We start from the raw sequence: 20,245 nt of genomic DNA, 5'->3' as shown, positions 1-20,245 counted from the left end.
GTTCCGGCGTTACCTGGACATCTCGATCGGCTCGCTCTCAGAATTATCGTACACCCTCCTCCTCGCCCGCGACCGGACCCTCCTCTCCACTGAGCAGTGGACCGACCTGAACCGGCTGCGCGAAAGCGCCGGCGGGTTGGTGTGGCTCCTCTATCGATCGCTCCGCTGCTAACCCGCCACCCTCCCCGTCCTTACCGCCCTTACCGCCTTTACCGCCCTTCCCGCCGTCTTTCCGTCTTTCCCGTCCTTCCCGCCGCACTAACTTCCCCTCATGGAGAACCCCTCCCCGCCGCCGGTGGCGGACGCCGAGACCAAGCAGCAGCGCCTCGACCAGATGAAGCGGCGGGCCACCGGGCTGCTGGTCGTCATGGCGGTGGTCTTCGCGGTGGCGCGCGCGCTGGAGGCAGCGTACCCCTGGATGGGATACCTGCGCGCCACCGCCGAAGCCGCGATGGTCGGCGGGGTGGCCGATTGGTTTGCCATCACCGCGCTCTTCCGCCATCCGCTCGACATTCCCATTCCCCATACGGCCATCATCCCCCAGCGGAAGGACCGCATCGGTCGGAGCCTGGGGAACTTCGTGCAGAACAACTTCCTCTCCCACGAGGTGCTCGGCGCGAAGCTTCGCGCGGCGCAGTTGAGCCGCCGCGGTGCCGAATGGCTGAGCAGTCCGGAGCATGGCCAGGCCGTAGCCCGGCACGCCGTGGGCGCGCTGCAGGGCGCCAGTGCGGTGGTGCGGGACGAGGACGTGCACGCCTTTCTCGATCGCAGCGTGATCGAGCCGATCCGCCGCCGGCCGATCGCGCCGGTGCTGGCCAAGGGCCTCGAGCTGCTCACGGTCGACGACCGCCACCAGCAGTTGCTCGACCGCATGATCCGCGGCCTGGGTGGGTTGGTGGCGGCCAACGCCGAGCTCATCCGCCAGCGGATTCGGGAGGAGAGCCCCTGGTGGGTGCCCGACTTCATCGACGACCGGGTGCACGACAAGGTGGTCGCCGCGATCGGTCATACGCTGCGCGAGGTGAGCGAAGATTCCCAGCATCCGCTGCGCCACCAGTTCGACGACCTGCTGCTGGATTGGATCGTCCAGCTGCAGGAGTCTCCCGCCGTCCGGGACCGCGCGGAGGCCATCAAGCAGCAGCTCCTCGACAGCCCTACCAGCCGGGACCTGAGCGCCACCCTGTGGGAGGAGCTCAAGCGGGGGATCGAGCGCCAGGTCGATGCGCCCAGCGATGGCGCGCCCGGGGGGCTGGCCCGCGCCCTGAGCGCCCTGGCGCAGGCCGCGCTGGCGGACGAGGCGCTGCTCACGAAGATCGACGGCTGGATCATCGAGGCGGTGCTCCGGGTGGTGGAGCAGCACCGCCACGAGGTGGGCCAGCTCATCGCACAGACGGTGAGCCGGTGGGACCCGGACGAGACCTCCCGCCGGATCGAGCTGCAGATCGGGCGGGACCTGCAGTTCATTCGGATCAACGGGACGTTGGTCGGCGGGCTGGTCGGACTGATCCTCTACAGTATGAGCCGGCTGCTCCAGCGCGGCGGGCTCTGAATTCCCTACCGCCCCACCGTCACCCCGGGAAGCGAGCCCCACCGGCCCCACCGCTCCGGCGCCAGCACGTAGCGCGTCGCCGGCCAGCCGCTCACACCCAGGCTGTCGAGCTGGGCGCGGTAGCCGGGCCGGCCAGTCCGCCGCAGCGCGGGGCCGCTGCCGCTCAGGAACTTCCCGGCCGATCGCGCGTCATCCCACACCACGTACCACAGCAGGGCCGGACCACCCGGCGCGTCGTAGACCCGGAAACGATCGCCACCCCAGCCGAGCGGCACCACGGTCTGCACGTCGTCCGCGCCATCCAGCGTCGCGATCAGCACGCGGATCTCGTCCTCGCCCAGCACATCCTCATAGATCGACCCGGAGTCCGTCGCGAACGCGACCGGCAGCGGTATGTCCCGCCGTGCGTAGCGCTCCGGATGCAGGATCTGCTCAGTGGAGACCGGCATCCTTGGACCGTAGGGCATCGTGTCACGGTGGCCCCCGACCGTGGCCCACCAGTGCATGAACTCGGCGCCGTCGAGATAGGGGAAAATGAGCGCCTCGCGGACCACCAGCGGGGCCTTGGCGAAGATCGGCATCCGGGCCTGCTGCTGCTGCACCTGGTCGCGATACATCTCCCAGAACTCCGGCTCGCTGGTGACCTCCCGACCTGGTGCCAGCACCTCGATCGACGCCAGCGTGGCCTGGCCCTCGAGAATCGCCTGCGCGGCGGAGAGCCGGTCGTTGTCCCCCGTCGCCTTGAGAATCGAGTCGAGCGGCAGGTACTGCCCCTGCAGCGCGTGCACCATCTCGTGCGCCAGCACCAGGCGGAGCTCGGAACGGTCCGCGCCGGCCACCCCGAACAGCGTGGTGGAGTCGGGATCGTAGTAGCCCGCCACCTGCTCGGTGTAGAGCTCCAGCAGGAGCGCGCGAAGGCTGAGCGTGTCGGGCAGCATGCCGAACAGCCGGTAGGCCGCCTCCATCCCGCGCATGCGGGCCGGGGGCAGCTCGTCGTCGAGCTTGCCGAGCAGGTAGCTCCGGACCTGCTCCCGAGTGCGCATCGCGGACCTCGGTCGGGCCTTGAATCGGAGCCCGGCGGCGCGCTCCACCGGGAGCCGGAGACTGTCGACCAGTCGCGCGAGCGTCGCGTCCTCAGCGGTGTGCCGCGCCTCGCCGCGACAGGAGGCGAGCAGCACGACCATGAGCGCGATGCGGATGGCCTGACGACCCATGCTACAGCCCCAGCGAGTCGGCGTAGGTCGCGAACCAGGCGACGATCGGTCCGCGGGCGTCGAGCAGCACGATCAACACCGCGGCGATGGCCAGCGATACCCCGAACGGGAGATAGCCCTCCGCGTGAAGCTCTTCCTTGGTCTTGAACTCGGGATCTGTGGCCGGCGTGGGTGCCGGGACGGTGGCCGAGGCAGCCGCCCCGGCAACCGACGCCGCGGCAGGTTCGACCGTTGCCGCCGGCAGCGGGTGCCGCTGCCGCACAAGGACCAGGCTCACCCCGTGCAGCACCACGCCGACGCACGCGCCGCCGAAGATGGTGGCGAGCACGCTCTGCCATCCCAGGAAGCCTCCCACCATCGCCATCATGGCGACGTCGCCGCCTCCCATCGCATCTCTGCCCGCGACGAAGCTGCCCACGGCGCCGATCAGGTACAGGAAGCCGGCGCCGAAGATGATTCCCTGCAGGGAATCCACCACCTCGCGTGGCCCGCCGGCGATGCTGAGCAGCAGGGCGAGCGCCATCCCGCCGTAGGTGAACTCGTTGGGGATGATGTATTCCCGTGCGTCGGTCATGGCGATCCCCAGGAGCAGCGTCCCGAACACGGCATCCCGCGCCGTCTCGATCGAGAGCCCGTGCCGCCAGGCGAAGTAGCCCCAGATGAGGGCAGTGGCCAGCTCCACCAGCGGATACTGGATCGAGATCGGCTCGCCGCATATCCGGCAGCGCCCTCGCAAGACCAGCCAGGAGACGACCGGGATGTTCTCGTACCATGAGAGCCCGCGTCCGCACCTGGGGCAGCGCGAGGGTGGGCGCACGACCGACTGCTTCGGCTCCGCGCCCCAGCGGAGGATGCACACATTGAGGAAGCTGCCCAGGGCGGCGCCCAGCAGGGCCGCGTACCCGGTCAGCACGACGCCGGGATCGAGGAGTGACAGCTTAATCGACACGGGTGACCTCGTGCAGAAGGATGCCGGCGGCGACCGCCACGTTGAGCGACTCGGCCCCCGCCGCGAGCGGGACAGCCACCCGGCGATGGGCGGCGGCCTGGAGCCGGGGGCTCACGCCCGCGCCTTCGTTGCCGACCACCAGCGCGAGGCCCGAGTGGCGGGGGGAGTCATCCGGGCGCCGGAGCGGTTCCCCGTCGGCGGCGGCCACCCAGAGCTCGAGGCCGTGCTCCGCGATCCAGGCCAGGAGCTCCTCCGCCGTCGTAGCCACGGCGGCCAGGCGGAACAGCGCGCCCATGCTCCCGCGCAGAACCTTGGGGTTGGCCAGCTCCGCCGTGCCCTTGAGTGCCACCACGCCCGCCGCACCCAAGGCGTGCGCGGTACGAAGCATGGTGCCGACGTTCCCCGGATCCTGCACCGCATCGAGCACCAGCACCACCGACCCCGGCCCGGCCGGCACCTGGTCGAGGCTCCACTGCCTCGGCTCGATCACGGCCACGATTCCCTGCGGCTGCTCGGTATCGCTGAGCTTCTCCAGCTCCGCGGCGTCCACCTCCACCAGGGGGATGCCCCGTCCCGCCAGCGCGGTCTTGAGGGTCTTCCCGCGAGGGGTACCTTCAAGCGCGGGTGAGACAACGGCGCCCCGGACGGGTACCCCCGCGGCGAGCGCCTCCTCCACCAGCCGAACCCCTTCGGCGAGCGCCAGACCGCGGCGCTCGCGGCCCTTGCGGCGGCGGAGATCGCGGATCGTCGTCTGCAGGCTACCCATGGAGGTGCTCACCGCATGAAGATCGCGCTCACCATCGCCGGCTCCGACTCTGGCGGCGGGGCCGGCGTCCAGGCCGACCTCAAGACGTTCCAGCAGTTCGGCGTCTTCGGGACCTCGGTCATCGTGGCGATCACGGCGCAGAACACCCGCGGGATCCGCGCGGTCGAGGCGGTGCCCGTCGCGATGGTGGAGGCGCAGCTCATCGCGCTGGCGGAGGACCTGCCGCCGGCGGCGCTCAAGACCGGGATGCTCGCGGAGGCGGTGCTGGTCCGTCGCGTGGCGCGGGCGGTCCGGGAGAACGGCTGGGGGCCGCTGGTGGTGGATCCGGTCATGATCTCGACCTCCGGCCAGCGCCTGTTGAGCACCGAGGCGGAGGACGTGGTCCGCGAGAGCCTGCTCCCGCTCGCCGCGCTGGTGACCCCCAATCTGGACGAGGCCGCGATCCTCACTGGCCGCGCGGTCCACGACGTGCCCACCATGGAACGCGCCGGCGAGACCCTGCTCCGCTTCGGCGCGCAGGCGGTGCTGGTCAAGGGCGGGCATCTGGCCGGCGAGCAGATCACCGACGTCCTGGTCACCCACTCGGGTATCATCCAGCTCCACCGCCAGCGGCTGGGCACCACCTCGACCCATGGCACCGGCTGCACCCTCTCGGCCGCGATCACGGCGGGGCTCGCGCTGGGACGGCCGCTGGAGATCGCGGTGACCGACGGGCTCGATTTCGTGCACCGCGCGATCGCCGCCGCGCCCGGGCTCGGTGCGGGGCACGGGCCGCTCGACCATACCGTCACAGCTCCGCCACCACCCCCTCGATGACCGCCGCGAGGTCCCCCGCCACCCGCTTGGCGACTTCCATGACCTCCAGGTGGTGGAGCTTCTCGACGGTGGTCCCGGCGGCCGGGTTGGTGATGGCCGACAGCCCCAGGCAGCGAATCCCCCGCGCCCTGGCGGAGATCACCTCCAGCACCGTGGACATCCCCACGGCGTCGGCGCCCAGCCGCTCCAGCATCCGGATCTCCGACGCCGTCTCGTAGCTCGGACCCAGGAGTCCGGCATAGACACCCTCGCCCAGCGGCACCTGGCGCTCCCGTGCCACTCGGCGGGCGATGGCCCGCAACCCCGCATCATACGGGTCCGACATGTCGGGGAAGCGCTCCTCGCCCTCGAGCACCGGACCGAGCAGCGGGTTCCGGAAGGTGAGGTTGATCTGGTCGGCGATCAGCATCACCGTGCCGGAGGCGAAGCCCCGCCGGATTCCGCCGGCGGCGTTCGTCAGGATCAGCGTGGTGATCCCGAGCGAGGCCCAGACCCGAACCGGAAGCACGCAGATTGCCGCCGAGTGGCCCTCGTAGGCGTGAAACCGTCCGCACTGCGCGAGCACCGTCTTCCCCGCGACCGTTCCCACCACCAGCTCGCCCGCGTGGCCGATCACCGTCGGCGGCGGGAAGTGGGGCACCTCTCCATAGGGGATCCGCACGGCGCGCTCCAGGCGCTCCGCGAACGGACCGAGGCCCGAGCCCAGCACGATCGCCACCGAGGGCGCCCGCCCCTCGAGCCGCCGGCGCACGGCGTCCGCCGCCGCCGCGATCATGCCGCCGTACTCGGCCGCCTCGGGTGCGATCACAGGAGAATGCCGGCGATCGTGGCGGAGAGAAAGTTGGCCAGCGTGCCGGCCAGCATCGCCCGGATGCCGAGCCGGGCCAGGTCGCCCTTCCGGTTGGGGGCCAGCGCGCCGATCCCGCCGAGCTGGATGCCGACCGAGCTGAAGTTGGCGAATCCGGCCAGGGCGAAGGAGGCGATGGTGAACGAGCGCGGTTCCAGCACCGGCTTGAGCGGACCGAGCTGCGCGAAGGCGATGAACTCATTCAACACCATGCGGGTGCCGAGCAGGCTTCCGATGGTGCCGCTGTCGTGCCAGGGCACGCCCATCGCCCAGGCGATCGGCCGGAACACCCAGCCGAAGATGGTCTGCAGGTCACCGGGAAACCAGCCGGCCCACTGGTGCACGGCCGCGAAGCCGCCGTTGATCAGCGCCACCAGTGCCACGAACGACACCAGCATCGCGATCACGTTGAGCATCAGCGTGAGGCCCTCGCTGGTGCCCCGCGCGGCGGCGTCCAGCAGGTTCACGTCGGTCTTCGGCAGATCGAGCTTCAGCCGGCCGTAGGTCTCGGGGACCCCGGTCTCCGGCTCGAAGATCTTGGCCATCATGATGGTGCCCGGGGCGGTCATGATCACCGCGGTCAGCAGGTGCCGCGCCTCGATGCCGAACGCGATGTATGCCACCATGATCGAGCCGGAGATGTGGGCCATCCCGGCGGTCATGACGGTCATCAGCTCGGACATGGTCATCTTGGGCAGGAACGGGCGGATGGTGAGCGGCGCCTCGGTCTGTCCCATGAAGATCGACGCGGCCACGTCGAGGCTCTCCGCGCCGCTGGCTCCCATCACCCGGCTCATCACCAGCGCGAAGGCCCGGACGATGATCTGCATGATGCCGAGATAATAGAGAATGGCGAACAGCGAGGAGACGAAGATGATCGCCGGCAGGAGCTGAAACGCGAAGATGACGCCGAGGCTCGAGTGCTGTTTGCCCAGCTCGCCGAAGACGAATTGGGAGCCGATGTAGGAGTAGCTCAGGATCCCGGTCACCAGCGCGCCCAGCCAGCGGAACAGCGCCTGTCCCGCGGGCACCCGCAGCACGAAGATGGCGAACAGCACCTGCAGGCCGAGCCCCCAGGCCACCACCCGCCAGCGGATCGCCCGGCGATCGCGGGACAGCGCGATCCCGATGCCGAGGATCAGGGCGATCCCCAGCAGGCCGGTGAGGCGCCAGAGTGGGGAGGCCGGAGGCGCGGGTTGTCCCGAGGGCGCCGGTACCGGGATCGGCGGTGCCGGCGCTCTCACCTGGGAGTCCGCCTGGGCGGTGATGGGGTGGCTCGGCGGCTCCATCGCCAGGAGCCCGCGCCACGCCAGCCCGGGCAACAGCCACGAGCCCGCGACCGCCGCGGCCAGCAGGAGACCTGCAACGACGATGCCCCGAAGACGTACCCTGCCCCCAGCAACGCGCATCGGCATGCGTGCTACCCTCCGGTCACGATCGCGGGTGATGGCGCGGGATCAGCGAAGAGCGCTCAGCTCGTCCTGGACCTGACTCACCAACGCCTCCCGCATGGGCCACGGGAGGAAACCGTTGGCGAACCCCGCGAGAATGAGTCGGTCGATCTCCTCGCGGGTGAATCCGAGCTCGGTGTGGGCGCGCCAGTATTCGTCGCTGAGGGAGACGCCGCACATGAGCCATCCGTCGGTGCAGAGGGTGACCTCGAGCCCGGCGTCGGCGTAGCCCCGTACCGGGTGCTCGGCCAGGCTGGGCACGGCCCGGGTCTGCACGTTGCTGGTGATGTTGATCTCGATGAGGATCCGCCGGTCGCGAATATAGTCGCGCAGCACCGGGTCCTCGTAGAGCCGGGTGCCGTGCCCGATCCGGTCGGCGTGACAGCGATGCACTGCCTCCGCGATCGACGCCGCCCCCGCCGCCTCGCCCGCGTGCACCGTGATGCCGAGGCAGCCCTCGGCGGCCAGGTCGAACGCCTGCTGGTGCTTCCCCGGCGGCCGGCCGGCCTCGCCCCCGGCCAGGTCGAACGCCACCACGCCGCGATCGCGGTACGCCACCGACAGCTTGGCGATCTCCAGGGAGACAGCCGGGTCGTAATGCCGGAGCGAGCAGTTGATCACCCGGGTGATGACCCCGAAGTCCCGCTCGCCCCGCTCGAGCCCCCGAAGCTCGGCCTCCAGCGCCGCTTCCATGGTCAGCCCCTGCTTCCGGCTGAGCCAGGGGCAGTAGCGCACCTCGAGGTAGCGCACGTTGTCGCCGGCCGCGTCCTCCACCGCCTCGTAGGCCACCCGCTCGATCGCCTCCGGCGTCTGCAGCAGCGGGATGGTCAGCTCGAAGCGGCGGAGATAGTCCTCCAGGCTGGTGGCGTCGGCCACCACCATGAACCGGCGCAGCGCGTCGGGATCGGTGGTGGGCAGGGTGAACCTGGCCGCACGGCCAAGCTCGATCATCGTATCGGGACGAAGGCAGGCGTCCAGGTGGGTGTGCAGCTCGGCCTTGGGCAGACGGCCCAGGAGCTCACGCGTCAGCATCGTCTCCACCGCTACGAGGCGCCCGTGAGACCACCCGGAGGATGGCGCCCTCCATGAGGCCCGAGTCGGGCGCGACCTCGATGGCGCGCGCGTCGGTGACATAGGCCGACCCGGCTGCCAGCCGAAGCTCGAGCGCGGGATCGTGGGCCCGGACGGCTCCGCGGACGGTGGTTCCGGGATCGATCTCGACCGGCGTGGCGTTGACGAAGACACGCATCGGATCGTCTCAGTGCCTGGTGGAGAGGAAGCCGGCCGCGTCCGACACCGCGACCGGCTGCGGCAGCCGGCGAAGGAACGCCGCGAGCGCTTCGACATCGAGATAGCCGTCCCGCTCGGCGGGGATTCCGGCGAGCATGGCGTACCCGCCGGCGTCGCTCGCGGTGGCCTCATCGGTGGCGAGCGTGTACCGCTCCTCCGGCCGGAGCTTCCGGCCGCCTTGAAAGGTCACCTGCTGGACCCGGTGATCCGCTGGCCGCTTCGGATCATAGCGGACCTGGACACCGGCCACGTGCGCCACCGGTCCAGCACCGCCGGCGAGCACCTGCTCGAGCAGAGTCCGGAGCTGCATCCCGGTGAGGGTGAGTCGCACCAGGTTGCGGCGGTCGGGCTCGACGGCCGAGAGACGGGTGTAGCTCGCCGGTCCCGCGGGCAGATCCGCCATGATGTCGCGGTTGAGCACCAGGCCCACATCGGCGCGCAGCAGGTTGCGCCGCGCCTCCGCCAGCAGTCCGCCCAGCGGAAACTGATTGCCGGTGCGCACCAGCGGCTGTTTGATTGCGGCGATCGGCCGGGCGTCGAGTGAGTCGCTCAGCCGACGGTAGGTCTCCAGCGCGGCGACCAGACCGGGCTCGCGGCTCGTCCTGCCACGCTCCACCGGCACGATCCGGGTGCGCATCTCCAGTCCTCCCGCGGGAGTCTTCACCAGGTCCGCCACCCCGACTGCCGCGCCGCGGCTCCCGGCCTCGAGAATGGGAATGCCGGACACCCGGCTGGTCCACACCTGGTGCGTATGCCCCGCCACGATCAGATCGACACCCTTGCCGCGCAGCTCGTCGGCCAGGCGGACGATCTCGCCGCTGCAGATCACCGAGTCGCAGGCGCCGCCCGCGTGCGCCAGCAGGATGGTGAGCGCCGGCTTCCGGGCCGCGACGTCGCCCAGCACATCGTGAATGGTGAGCTCCCCCTCCCCGAATCGAAGGCCGGCGGTCCGCTCCGGCGCCAGGGTGCTCTTGGTGTCGGCCGTAATGTAGCCGATGATGGCCACCGACATGCCGCCGACCGGCAGGATCCGGTAGGGCATGGCCCACTCGGGCCGCCGCCCGGTGGCCGAGTCGAAGAGGTTGGCCGCGAGCCAGGGATAGTGTGACTCTCCGGCGCGGCGGCGCAGCATCTCGATCGACCAGTCGAAGTCATGGTCGCCGAGCGCCGCCGCCGCATAGCCCAGATGATTGAGCACGGCGACCGCGGCCCGGCCCGCGGTCGCGTCGGCGGACGGCGTGCCCTGCATCGCGTCTCCCGCATCCACCCGCAGCGTCTCGCAGCCGCACGCCGCGGTCAGGCTGTCCATCGCCGCGCCCAGCTCGCCGGCGCCGGGCAGGATCGACCCGTGGAGATCCCCGGTGGTCAGCACCCGGATCACCACAGTGTCCCTGGCGCCGACCGGCGCGGGCTTCTCCGCCACGCCGAACAGCGCGCGCACGGCCCTGGCCGGCGCCTCCGGCACAATCTCCCAATCCTGGGCGGCGTACCGGACGGGGTCGATGGGGCTCTGCCGCTTGATCTCCGCGATGAGGAGGTCGGGTATGCTCTCGCCTTTGTCGTAGACTACCGGCGCGCCGCGGAGCATGTCATAGCCGCCGGCCCCGGTCTGGCGGTGGCTGTTGAGCGCGAGGGTGAAGCTGTCGCCCGGCTGCACCGCGCGACCCCGCACGGTCAGCCGCTGAATCCGCTCGCCGACCGGACGGCGCAGATCGATCTGGTAGCGCGCGCCGGAGACCACGTCGTAGTCGTAGCCGGGCACCGAGTCGTTCACCGAGGCGCGGCCCACGGCGTCGACCGCGAAGTAGCGCGCGCTCCATTCGAGGTAGGACTTGAGCTGGGCCCCGCTCACCCGCACGGCCATGAGGGTGTTGTCGAAGGGGTAGAGCGCGAGGACGTGAGCCACCCGGATGGTGTCGGGATCGAACCCCGCGCCCAGGTCGAATGCCGACGCGGCCGAGAGGTCGGCGCCGGTGTGGCGCCGCTGGAGCTGGTTCACCAGCTCCAGGATGGGCGTCGGTTGCGCCCGCGCGGCGCCCGCACGCATCGGCCCCAGGGCCAGTCCGATCGGCGTGTTCACCCAGGCGGCGACGGAGTCGTGGGCGCCGCGGAGCCGGCCGGCGAGGAGCGCCGAGGGCGCGACATTCCCGGTGGGCACCAGGTCAGCCCGGATGCGGGTGATCCGCCATCGCCCGCCGTCGCGGACCAGGTCCAGGTGCACCACCGACACGCTCGCGCCGAAGGGTCGGGGCTGCACGAAATGGACGCCGGCGATCACCGAGTCGCGCATCTCGCGATGAGAGTGTCCCACCACCACGATGTCCGGCTTGCGGTCCAGGCTCGCCAGCGCGGCCGCGTCGTGCTCGGGGCCAACCGCGGTGGTGTCGTAGGAGCTGGGACCATCCATTCCGCTGTGGACCAGCGCGATGGCCACGTCCGCGTCGCGGCGCATCGCCTCGAGCGTCCGGGCCGCGGTGGCCCGCACCGGGCCGACCCGGATCTTGTCCGCCAGCTGCCGCCGGTCCCAGACCATCACGCCGGGCGTGGTGAAGCCAGTGATGGCGATCCGCACGCCTTGACGCTGCAGCACTCGATAGGGGGGATAGAGCAGCGCGTCGGCGGCCGGGAGAAAGATGTTCCCGCTCACGTAGGGAAACCGCGCGTCGGCCACCGCCTGTCGCAGCCGATCGAGTCCCCAGTCGAAATCGTGATTGCCTGGCGTGGCGACGTCGTAGCCCGCGAGGTTCATCGCCTCGATCACGGGGCTGGGCTCCCGCGGCGCAATCCGCGCGAAATAGGTGGCGAACGGATCGCCCTCGAGCAGGTCGCCGGCATCCGCCACCAGCACCTGGCCGGGATAGCGGGAGCGGAGCGAGTCGATCACCGTCGCCACCCGCGCCAGCCCGCCGCCGAAGGGCCGGTGTCCCACATAGTCCCAGGCCGTCGCGTGGCCATGCACGTCGGTGGTGGCCACGAGCACGACATGAGCCGAGTCCTGAAGCGGAGCGACCCCGAGGACCAGCGCACTGATGAGGGAGAGCATCGCGCCAAATATACGAGGGCGTCCGGCGGGCGGCGGACCGCCTCTTGCGCATATTCGCCTGGCGGTATATTCGTTGACCCGCATATGAACACTCCGCCCTCCACCACCGAGCTCCTGCTCACGGTCGCGGAGCCCACCCGGCTCCGGATCCTCAACTGCCTCGCGGCCGCGCCGCTGTTCGTCTCCGATCTGCAGGTGGTGCTCGATCTCCCCCAGCCCACCGTCTCGCGCCACCTCCAGGTGCTGCGGCGGGCCGACCTGGTGCGGGATACGCCGATCGCGCAGTTCGTGCTCTACCGCCTGCGCCGGGACGTGGGCTCGCAGGGACGCCTGCTATCCGCGATCCTCGACGCGGTGCTCCATGACGGTCCGATGCGCTCGGAGCGGGACCGCGCCGCCGATCGCAGCCGCTCACATACCCGCACCCGCGTGCAGGAACCCGCCGAGAAGCCGCTGGCCCGTCCCAAGAGGGTCTGATGACACACCGCATCCTGGTCGTCGACGACGAAGCGGATATCACGGCACTGGTGGCCTACCACTTGGCCAAAGCGGGGTTTCGCGTGTCCACGGCCAACAACGGACCCGACGCGCTCAAGGCGGCCCGGGAAGAGCGGCCCGACATCGTGATCCTCGACCTCATGCTGCCCGGCGTCTCCGGATACGACGTACTGGAGGAGCTGCGCCGCCGGGACGAGACCCGGGACGTCGGCGTCATTCTGCTCACCGCCCGGCGGGAAGAGACCGACCGCATCCGCGGCTTGACCCTCGGGGCCGACGACTATCTTACCAAGCCGTTCTCGCCCCAGGAGCTCTCGCTCAGGGTGCGCGGGCTGCTCCGCCGACTCGCCTCGCCGCCGGTCACCGCCGGGTCCACCCTCGCCGCCGGTCCGATCTCGATCGACCGCTCGGCCCACCGTGCGAGCGTCGGCGGCGAGGAGCTCAATCTCACGGCGACCGAGTACAAGCTGCTGCTGACGCTGGTGGAGCGGCGGGGCCGGGTGCAGACCCGTCCGCAGCTGCTGGAGACCGTGTGGGAGGCGCAGCCGGACATTCAGACCCGCACGGTGGACATGCACGTCCAGCGGCTGCGTACCAAGCTGGGCGACTCCGGCAAGCTGATCGAGACCGTGCGCGGCTTCGGCTACCGCTTCCGGGGCACCGAGCGGGGAGCCCGGAACCGGTGAGCTTTGCCAAGCGGCTGGTCCTCGGAACCATCCTCAACCTGATCATCGTCCTTGCGGCCCTGCTGGGCTGGGCGGGACGCTCGCTTCGGCAGGACCTGGAGGGCGACATCGCACGCTCGCTGGAGAACGAGGCCCGGCTGGTACGGGAGGCCCTTCCGGCCGATTCGCTCGCCTGGGGCACCTTGGTCCACCAGCTCTTTCATCAGATCAATCATCGGATCACGCTCATCGACCTGTCCGGCCGGGTGCGGGCCGACAGCGACTTCCCTCCTGGCCCGCTGCCGGCCATCGAGAACCACGGGAGCCGCCCCGAGGTACGGGCGGCGCTCAGGAGTGGGCGGGGCGTTGCCAGCCGGCAGAGCACGACGGTGGGCCGCCAGCTCCTCTACGTGGCGATCCCGGGCGGGCCGGGCGTCATCCGAGTGGCCGCCAACCTGGATCAGGTAGACGACGCGATCCGCCGGGCGCAGCGAGCCGTCAGTGGCGCCGCGGTACTGGCGCTGGTGCTGGGCATCGTGCTCGCGCTCGTGCTGGCTCGCTCCATCGCGCAGCCGCTGACCGAGATCTCGACCGCCGCCCGCGCCATCGCCGCGGGGTCCCCGCCCCGTTTCCCCCGCTCGGGCGTCCCCGAGGTCGACGCGCTGGTGCAGGCGTTGCGCCAGATGCATCGCCAGCTGGCCGACCGTTTCGAGGAGCTCCGCCGGGAGCAGGCCGAGTCCGCGGCGCTGGTCGAGTCGATGATGGAAGGCGTGATCGCGGCCGACGGCCGGGGACGCATCGTCACCGCCAATCCCGCCGCCCGGCGGCTGCTGGGCTATGGCCCGGCGGACCCGCTCCCCGATCTGGCGGAGCTCTTTCGGGTGAAGGCCGCGCGCGAGGTGGTGGATGCGGTGCTCGGCGGCCAAGTGGTCCAGGACCGGCAGGTGGAGACCGACGGTCATGCCTTCATGGTCAACGCCCGGCCGCTGCCCGCGGCCGGCGCGGTGCTGGTACTGCACGACCTGACCGAGCTGCGCCGGCTGGAGGTCGTCCGCCGTGACTTCGTGGCCAACGTCTCCCACGAGCTCAAGACCCCGCTCACCTCCATCTCCGGCTACGCCGAGACGCTGCTGGCAGACGCGCCGGACAAGCCAACGACGCAGCGCTTTCTCAGCACCATTCTCGACAACGCCCGGCGGATGCAGCGCCTGGTGGATGACCTGCTCGACCTCTCGCGGATCGAGGCCGGGCGGTGGCGCCCCAATCCGGAGGAGGTGGATGCGAGCGCCATCGCCGAGGAGGCCTGGACCGCGCTGGGGGACCGGGCCGCCAACTCCGGCATCGGGTTCTCGGCGGAGAGCGATCCGGACGCGCGTACGGTCACCGTGGACCCCGACGCTCTGCGGCAGATCCTCACTAACCTGATCGACAATGGCTTGCGCTATACGCCGGCGGGGGGGCACATCACCTGTCGGATCACGGCGACGGCGGGCGGCACCAGCATCGCGGTGCGGGACACCGGCTCGGGCATCAGCCGGGAGCATCTCCCGAGAATCTTCGAGCGATTCTACCGAGCGGACCCTTCACGCTCCCGGGCGGATGGCGGATCGGGTCTGGGGCTGGCCATCGTGAAGCATCTGGTGGAGGCGCACGGCGGCCGGGTCACGGCGGTGAGCGAGCGAGGTCAGGGCACCACGGTGACCGTCTGGTTTCCGGCAGCCACGCCGGCGGTGGTTCCGCCGGCGCAGATCTCCAGGTAGCTCAGGTCCAGCCGCTCCATCTCGCGAGTCCAGCTCAGTCGCTCCGCCGTGCGGCGAGCACCTAAAGCCAGGCGCCGGGTAAGCGCCCAGTCGCCGGTCACCCGGATCATCGCCCGCGCCATCTCCGACGCGTCGCCATCGGGGCAGGAGATGCGTTCTCCCCGTCCAGCAGGTGATCGCGCACCCCGCCGGCGGGGGTCGCGATGACCGGAACCCCGCTCGACATCGCCTCGAGCACCACCAGTCCGAGGGTCTCGGTCACCGAGGCGAACACGAACGCGTCGGCGTTGGCATAGAGGTCGGGGAGCTGGCCCTGCCGGTCGAGGAGGCCGAGGAAGCTCACGCCCGGCGGCGCGGCGGCCCGCAGCTCGGCCTCACGCGGACCCGTCCCCGCGACGATCAGGTGGATCACGCCGCGGGGCAGGATCTCGCTGGCCAGGCGGAACGCTTCCAGCACCTGTTCCGGCCACTTCTCGGGTGCCAGGCGCCCGACGTACAGAAAAGTGAAGCGGCTTCCCATGCCCAGCGCCGCCCGCATCGCCTGGCTCCGGCGACCCGGGTGAAACAGCTCGGTACCCACTCCCCGGCCCCACACCTCCACATCTGACGCACCCAATCGCTGCACCTCTTCCCGGGAGGCAGTGGACGGGGTGTACACCCGCCGGCTCCGCCGGTGAAACCGGCCGAGGTGGGCGGACACCTGCCCTCGGAGCCAGGGGACGCCGTAGGCCACGGTGTAGCGACCGAAATCGGTATGAAACGAGGAGACCACCGGGATGCCGGCACGCGCCGCTGCGAGCTGGCCCATCCGGCCCACGGTGAACTCGGTCTCACAGTGGATCAGGTCGGGCCGGAACCTCTCCACCATGCGGTGCACCCGCGGGGCTCGCGGCAGTGCCAGACGGATCTCCGGATAGCGCGGCAGCGGCAGGCTCGGCAGGCTCATGATCTCAACGCCGGCCGGATTGGGCTCGCCCTGCCATTCCGCGCGAGCCGCCTCGGGGTAGTCCGGAGCCACCACGGCGCACTCCCAGCCCAGCCGGGTGAGCCCGGCGACGGAGAGTGCCGTCACGATCGATACGCCGTTGACCTGCGGAGGGTACGTGTCTGTACAGAACAGCACGCGCATCGAGTCTCCGGCGGGTTCTGGATGCGCCAAGCTGTCCAACCACCGTCACGGTCCGGTGACGGCCTGGTTTCGATCGCCGTCTTGAGGCGTGCCAAGGCGTTACTCGAGCGTGGCCTCCTCGCTCCACGACGGTGGCGCTGGATTCTTAGAGTGCGGAGACATGACCATAGCCGTGCTGGGACGGCTCGGCGCCCATGACCGGGCGCTCATGCTCCGCTGCGCGATCGCGCCGTCGGCCTCCCGGCGCGCGCGCGCGACCTGGACCGCGGTGACTCACCTCGGAGGCACCGGCCCGAGTGTTGTCGCGGCCGGGCTGCCCTGGTTCGCCTGCTGTGCCGCCCACCGAGCGTCCGCCACCGCGCTGGTCACGCTCGCGGTCTCCCACCTGATCGTGCAGCTGGTCAAGCGGACGGTGGTGCGGCTCCGGCCCTCGATCACCTGCCGGCATTCCGGCCTGGTGCGGGATCCCGATCGCTTCTCCTTCCCGTCGGGCCACGCTACGGCTTCCATGGCGGTGGCGTTGGCCTACGGTGGCGTCTTCCCGGACTGGTCGATTCCCCTGGCCACTCTTGCCGCCCTCGTGGGATTCTCCCGCATCCGGCTGGGCGTGCACTACCCCAGCGACGTGCTGGTCGGACAACTCATCGCCGGCGCGACGGCAGTGGGCGTGCGCGCGGCATTCTGAAGCGTCAGGGCTCCCATTTACGCGGCTGTTACAATGTCACGTGGCATCCGTGACCGGCCGCCGGCTTCTTATCACCCGAAGCTGGCAGGCGGGTTCCCCCAAATTTGAAAGGCTGCGCATGCGACCGCTGGCTCGGAGGACTCTTGGTGGTGTCTCGCTCCTGCTCGTGGCAGCATTCGGCACCACCCGCGCCCAGACGACGTACCCCAACGTGAAGGTGACCGGCCGTCTGCAGGAGCAGTTTTACTACTTCGATAACAAAGACTACACAGCCATCACCGGGTCCCAGGCGAACTTCTTCACCCGCCGGGCGCGCATCGAGGCGCGGGGAAACATCTCTGAGAACGTCGTCGTCTATATCCAGCCCTCCTTCGAGGGTGGCCGGAACCTGTCCGGCGTCACCACCACCTGCACCTCGACCGATGTGCCGGCCGGCGGCGGGACTCCGATCATCACCTGCAAAACCAACGGGCGGAGCGGTCTCCGGCTGCGCGACGCGTGGATCGACGTGCGCTTCGCTAAAGAGGGGTCGAAGGGCACCTTTTTCATCCGCGGTGGCCAGGAGAAGCGTCCCTTCAGCCGCTACGAGCTGACGTCCTCCAACAACCTCCCGTCCATCGAGCGGGGTGGCGGCCAGGGAATCCTGCCGCGGGCGTCGAACGACCTGTTCGCCGGCAACGGCTTTCTCTCGCACGACGTCGGAGCCAGCGCGCGCTACGAGTACAAGATCAACGACCAGCAGCTGGTCACGGCCAAGTTCGGGGTCTACAACGGGCAGGGTGAGAGCCTCAACGACGTGAACGACAAGAAGAGCTTCGGCGCCCGGGTCACGGCGGCCGTCACACCGAAGATCGAGATCGGCGGCTCCTGGTTCTCCCACGACGGCATCACCACCGTGAGCGGCCTGCCCGATTCGAGCTTCACCAACAGTGCCTGGGATGTGGACGCGCAGTATGGCAAGCCCGGCGACGAAGGGCTCCTCGTCATCGGGGAGTTCCTCCACGGGAAGGATGCCACGGCCCTCAAGAGCAAGATTCAGGGCATCCAGGGGATCGCGGCGTACAACTACCGTCTCACCAGCCCGACTTCCTGGCTGTACGCCATCGAGCCTGCGTTCCGCATCGACGTCGCCGATCCGAACACCGACCTGGACAACGACCGGTCGACGCTCATCACCGCCGTTCTGGGCTTCTACATGTCCAGCAAGGCGCAGTTCCGCGTGGCCTACGAGCGCCAGAGCTTCCAGGGCGCCAACGTGCCGAGCATCAGCGGGGTGCGTAGCGCGCTGACGGTGAGCTTCTGACCCGACCTACGACCCAACCCAAGGACCGACCCATGACAGGACGCCATCTGCTCGTCGCCTTCACCGCGCTGACCGCGGCGGTGCCTGCGGCCGGCCAGACCCTCACCGGAGCCGGGGCGACCTTCCCCAATCCGATCTACACCAAGTGGTTCGACGCCTATAACAAGAAGACCGGCGTCCAGATCAACTATCAGTCGATCGGGTCCGGCGGTGGTATCCGCCAGTTCACCGAGGGGACGGTCGACTTCGGCGCCAGCGACGGACCGATGAACGAGTCGCAGATCTCGGCCGTCAACGGCAACGTGCTCCACGTCCCCACCGTGCTCGGGGCCGTGGTGGTCACCTACAATCTGCCGTCACTGGGAGCCACCAAGCTCAAGCTGGATGGCAACGTGCTGGTCGACATCTTCATGGGCCGGATCACCACCTGGAACGACAAGCGGATCGCCGCGCTCAACCCCGGGGTCAAGCTGCCCGATACCGATCTCATCGTGGTCCACCGGTCCGACGGCTCGGGCACCAGCTACATCTTCACCGATTACCTGAACAAGTTCTCCCGCGAGTGGAAGGACAAGGTGGGGTACGCGACCTCGGTGAACTGGCCGGTGGGGCTGGGCGGCAAGGGCAACGAAGGGGTGACCCAGCAGATCAAGCAGACCGAGGGCGCGCTCGGCTATGTCGAGCTGATCTACGCGCTGAGCAACAATCTTCCGTACGCGAGCATCAAGAACGCGGCGGGCCAGTTCGTCGAGCCGACCCTGGAGAGCGTGACCGCCGCCGCGGCCGGGACCAAGCTGCCCAAGGACACCGATTTCCGGGTGTCGATCACCAACGCGGAAGGCGCCACCGCGTACCCGATCTCCTCGTTCACCTGGCTCCTGGTGCACAAGGACGCGAAGGATGCCGCCAAGGCGAAACTGCTCAAGGATTTCCTGACCTGGATGATCACCCCTGACGCGCAGAAGATGGCGGCGGAGCTCAAGTATGCCCCGCTTCCGGCGGAGGTGGTGTCGCTGATCCAGGCGCGGCTCCCCACCCTCAAGGCCGCCGGCAAGGCGATCGCGCTCAACTGAGCTCCGACGGCTGATAAGCAGGCCCCAGTGGGCCGGAGCGGCCGGTGCCTTTGGGCGCCGGCCGCTCGCTTTGGCGAGGCTCGCGGCAGTAGCTTGGGGTCCGCCATGAGGTGCCAGGCGGAAAGGGAGGACTCGATGCGGAGACACACGCTCGCGATGGCCGCCGGATGGGCCGCCATGGCACTGGCCTGCTCAGGCGGCGATAGTGGATCGAAGGACCGTGCCGGGGGACAGCCGGCAGGCGGCGCGGCCGGCGCGATGCTGACCGGCGCCGGGGCCACCTTCCCCAACCCGATCTACACCAAATGGTTCGACGCCTACGCCCGGGAGACCGGGGTGCGGATCAACTATCAGTCGATCGGCTCGGGCGGGGGCATCCGCCAGTTCAGCCAGGGGACGGTGGATTTCGGGGCGACCGATGGCCCGATGACCGACGCACAGATCGCGGCGGTGAAGGGAAACGTCCGGCATGTCCCCACCGTGCTCGGTGCGGTGGCGATCACGTACAACTTGCCCTCGGTCGGCCGTACCCGGCTTCGCTTCGACGGGACCACGCTGGCGGACATCTTCCTGGGGCGAATCACCCGGTGGAACGACCGGCGGATCGCCGCCTTGAATCCCGGGGCGGCCCTGCCGGCGCAGGACATCATCGTGGCCCATCGGTCCGACGGGTCGGGCACCACCTACATCTTCAGCGACTACCTCGCCAAGATTTCTCCGGACTGGAAGGAGAAGGTCGGGCGTGCCACGTCGGTCGAGTGGCCGACCGGTCTGGGCGGCAAGGGGAACGAGGGTGTGACCCAGCAGGTGAAGCAGTCGGAAGGAGCCGTGGGCTACGTGGAGCTGATCTATGCCATCTCCAACGGCCTGCCATCGGCCGTGCTGCAGAACGCGGCCGGCCGCTTCGTCGAGCCGACGCTGGAGAGTGTCACGGCCGCCGCCGCTTCCGCCGAGCTCGGGCCCGATACCGACTTCCGGGTCTCCATCACCAACGCGCTGGGTGACGCGGCGTATCCGATCTCGTCGTTCACCTGGCTGCTGGTGCCGAAGGTCCCGCGCGACGCCGGCAAGTCCAAGGCGTTGGAGAACTTTCTCCGCTGGATGCTGACACCGGCCGCTCAACGGATGGCGTCCGAGCTGCACTACGCACCGTTGCCCGGTCCGGTGGTGGAGTTGGTCCGCACCAGCCTCGGTCCCTCGTGACCGA

At 69.8% G+C, this 20,245-nt stretch carries 18 protein-coding genes; 9 read left to right on the top strand and 9 right to left on the bottom strand.

The window, feature by feature from the left end:
* Window positions 1-271: 271 nt before the first annotated feature.
* Window positions 272-1,549 (top strand): DUF445 domain-containing protein, encoded by a 1,278-nt coding sequence (locus VHR41_09125; GenBank protein ID HEX3234349.1) that lies wholly within the window; start codon window positions 272-274, stop codon window positions 1,547-1,549.
* A gap of 5 nt (window positions 1,550-1,554) precedes the next feature.
* Here VHR41_09125 and VHR41_09120 read toward each other — a convergent pair whose 3' ends face one another.
* From VHR41_09120 to VHR41_09110, 3 genes are read right to left on the bottom strand one after another with little or no spacing between them, the layout of a single operon-like run.
* Entirely contained in the window at window positions 1,555-2,763 is a 1,209-nt protein-coding gene (locus tag VHR41_09120; GenBank protein HEX3234348.1) for a hypothetical protein, read from the bottom strand.
* 1 nt (window position 2,764) lies between these two features.
* Complete coding sequence (locus VHR41_09115) at window positions 2,765-3,712, bottom strand: prepilin peptidase (protein HEX3234347.1); 948 nt, start codon at window positions 3,710-3,712, stop codon at window positions 2,765-2,767.
* Window positions 3,702-4,478 carry an RNA methyltransferase gene (locus VHR41_09110; GenBank protein HEX3234346.1) on the bottom strand — a complete coding sequence of 259 codons (777 nt, stop codon included), beginning with the start codon at window positions 4,476-4,478 and terminating at the stop codon, window positions 3,702-3,704. Before VHR41_09110 ends, VHR41_09115 begins: the two co-directional genes overlap by 11 nt.
* Before the next feature lie 15 nt (window positions 4,479-4,493).
* On the opposite strand from VHR41_09110, the gene thiD reads away from it, so the two are divergent.
* On the top strand, window positions 4,494-5,294 hold the full coding sequence (thiD, locus tag VHR41_09105; protein ID HEX3234345.1) for a bifunctional hydroxymethylpyrimidine kinase/phosphomethylpyrimidine kinase: 801 nt from the start codon (window positions 4,494-4,496) through the stop codon (window positions 5,292-5,294).
* Here thiD and VHR41_09100 read toward each other — a convergent pair.
* Genes VHR41_09100 through VHR41_09080 form a run of 5 tightly spaced genes read right to left on the bottom strand, consistent with a single transcriptional unit; the run spans window position 5,266 to window position 11,925 of the window.
* Window positions 5,266-6,102 (bottom strand): purine-nucleoside phosphorylase, encoded by an 837-nt coding sequence (locus tag VHR41_09100; GenBank protein ID HEX3234344.1) that lies wholly within the window; start codon window positions 6,100-6,102, stop codon window positions 5,266-5,268. The two genes, thiD and VHR41_09100, sit on opposite strands and share 29 nt — an antisense overlap.
* Window positions 6,099-7,556 (bottom strand): nucleoside transporter C-terminal domain-containing protein, encoded by a 1,458-nt coding sequence (locus tag VHR41_09095; GenBank protein HEX3234343.1) that lies wholly within the window; start codon window positions 7,554-7,556, stop codon window positions 6,099-6,101. The genes VHR41_09100 and VHR41_09095 overlap by 4 nt, the downstream gene beginning before the upstream one ends.
* Before the next feature lie 42 nt (window positions 7,557-7,598).
* Window positions 7,599-8,624 (bottom strand): adenosine deaminase, encoded by a 1,026-nt coding sequence (gene add, locus VHR41_09090; GenBank protein HEX3234342.1) that lies wholly within the window; start codon window positions 8,622-8,624, stop codon window positions 7,599-7,601.
* Entirely contained in the window at window positions 8,611-8,841 is a 231-nt protein-coding gene (locus VHR41_09085; GenBank protein HEX3234341.1) for a hypothetical protein, read from the bottom strand. Before VHR41_09085 ends, add begins: the two co-directional genes overlap by 14 nt.
* 9 nt (window positions 8,842-8,850) lie before the next feature.
* Complete coding sequence (locus VHR41_09080) at window positions 8,851-11,925, bottom strand: 5'-nucleotidase C-terminal domain-containing protein (protein ID HEX3234340.1); 3,075 nt, start codon at window positions 11,923-11,925, stop codon at window positions 8,851-8,853.
* An 84-nt stretch (window positions 11,926-12,009) separates the two neighbouring features.
* Here VHR41_09080 and VHR41_09075 point away from each other — a divergent pair, with 84 nt between their 5' ends.
* Genes VHR41_09075 through VHR41_09065 form a run of 3 tightly spaced genes read left to right on the top strand, consistent with a single transcriptional unit; the run spans window position 12,010 to window position 14,848 of the window.
* Entirely contained in the window at window positions 12,010-12,402 is a 393-nt protein-coding gene (locus tag VHR41_09075) for a metalloregulator ArsR/SmtB family transcription factor (GenBank protein ID HEX3234339.1), read from the top strand.
* Window positions 12,402-13,109, top strand: coding sequence for a response regulator (locus VHR41_09070; GenBank protein HEX3234338.1), 708 nt, complete (start codon window positions 12,402-12,404; stop codon window positions 13,107-13,109). The genes VHR41_09075 and VHR41_09070 overlap by 1 nt, the downstream gene beginning before the upstream one ends.
* Window positions 13,106-14,848, top strand: a complete 1,743-nt coding sequence (locus VHR41_09065) for an ATP-binding protein (GenBank protein HEX3234337.1) — start codon at window positions 13,106-13,108, stop codon at window positions 14,846-14,848. Before VHR41_09070 ends, VHR41_09065 begins: the two co-directional genes overlap by 4 nt.
* A 106-nt stretch (window positions 14,849-14,954) precedes the next feature.
* Here the strand turns inward: VHR41_09065 and VHR41_09060 are convergent, their stop codons facing one another.
* Window positions 14,955-15,977, bottom strand: coding sequence for a glycosyltransferase family 1 protein (locus VHR41_09060; GenBank protein ID HEX3234336.1), 1,023 nt, complete (start codon window positions 15,975-15,977; stop codon window positions 14,955-14,957).
* A 160-nt stretch (window positions 15,978-16,137) separates the two neighbouring features.
* On the opposite strand from VHR41_09060, the gene VHR41_09055 reads away from it, so the two are divergent.
* From VHR41_09055 to pstS (VHR41_09040), 4 genes are all read left to right on the top strand, one after another.
* Window positions 16,138-16,662 carry a phosphatase PAP2 family protein gene (locus tag VHR41_09055; protein ID HEX3234335.1) on the top strand — a complete coding sequence of 175 codons (525 nt, stop codon included), beginning with the start codon at window positions 16,138-16,140 and terminating at the stop codon, window positions 16,660-16,662.
* Window positions 16,663-16,780: 118 nt separating this feature from the next.
* Window positions 16,781-17,965 carry a porin gene (locus VHR41_09050; GenBank protein ID HEX3234334.1) on the top strand — a complete coding sequence of 395 codons (1,185 nt, stop codon included), beginning with the start codon at window positions 16,781-16,783 and terminating at the stop codon, window positions 17,963-17,965.
* Window positions 17,966-17,997: 32 nt separating this feature from the next.
* On the top strand, window positions 17,998-19,038 hold the full coding sequence (gene pstS / locus VHR41_09045) for a phosphate ABC transporter substrate-binding protein PstS (GenBank protein HEX3234333.1): 1,041 nt from the start codon (window positions 17,998-18,000) through the stop codon (window positions 19,036-19,038).
* 135 nt (window positions 19,039-19,173) lie between these two features.
* The gene (gene pstS / locus VHR41_09040) at window positions 19,174-20,241 is read left to right on the top strand and encodes a phosphate ABC transporter substrate-binding protein PstS (GenBank protein HEX3234332.1); all 1,068 of its coding nucleotides are present in this window, start codon (window positions 19,174-19,176) and stop codon (window positions 20,239-20,241) included.
* Window positions 20,242-20,245 lie beyond the last annotated feature (4 nt).

It is taken from the genome of Gemmatimonadales bacterium (assembly GCA_036265815.1).
GTDB lineage: Bacteria > Gemmatimonadota > Gemmatimonadetes > Gemmatimonadales > GWC2-71-9 > CAVVWJ01.
This window is presented reverse-complemented; position numbering and strand designations above follow the sequence as displayed.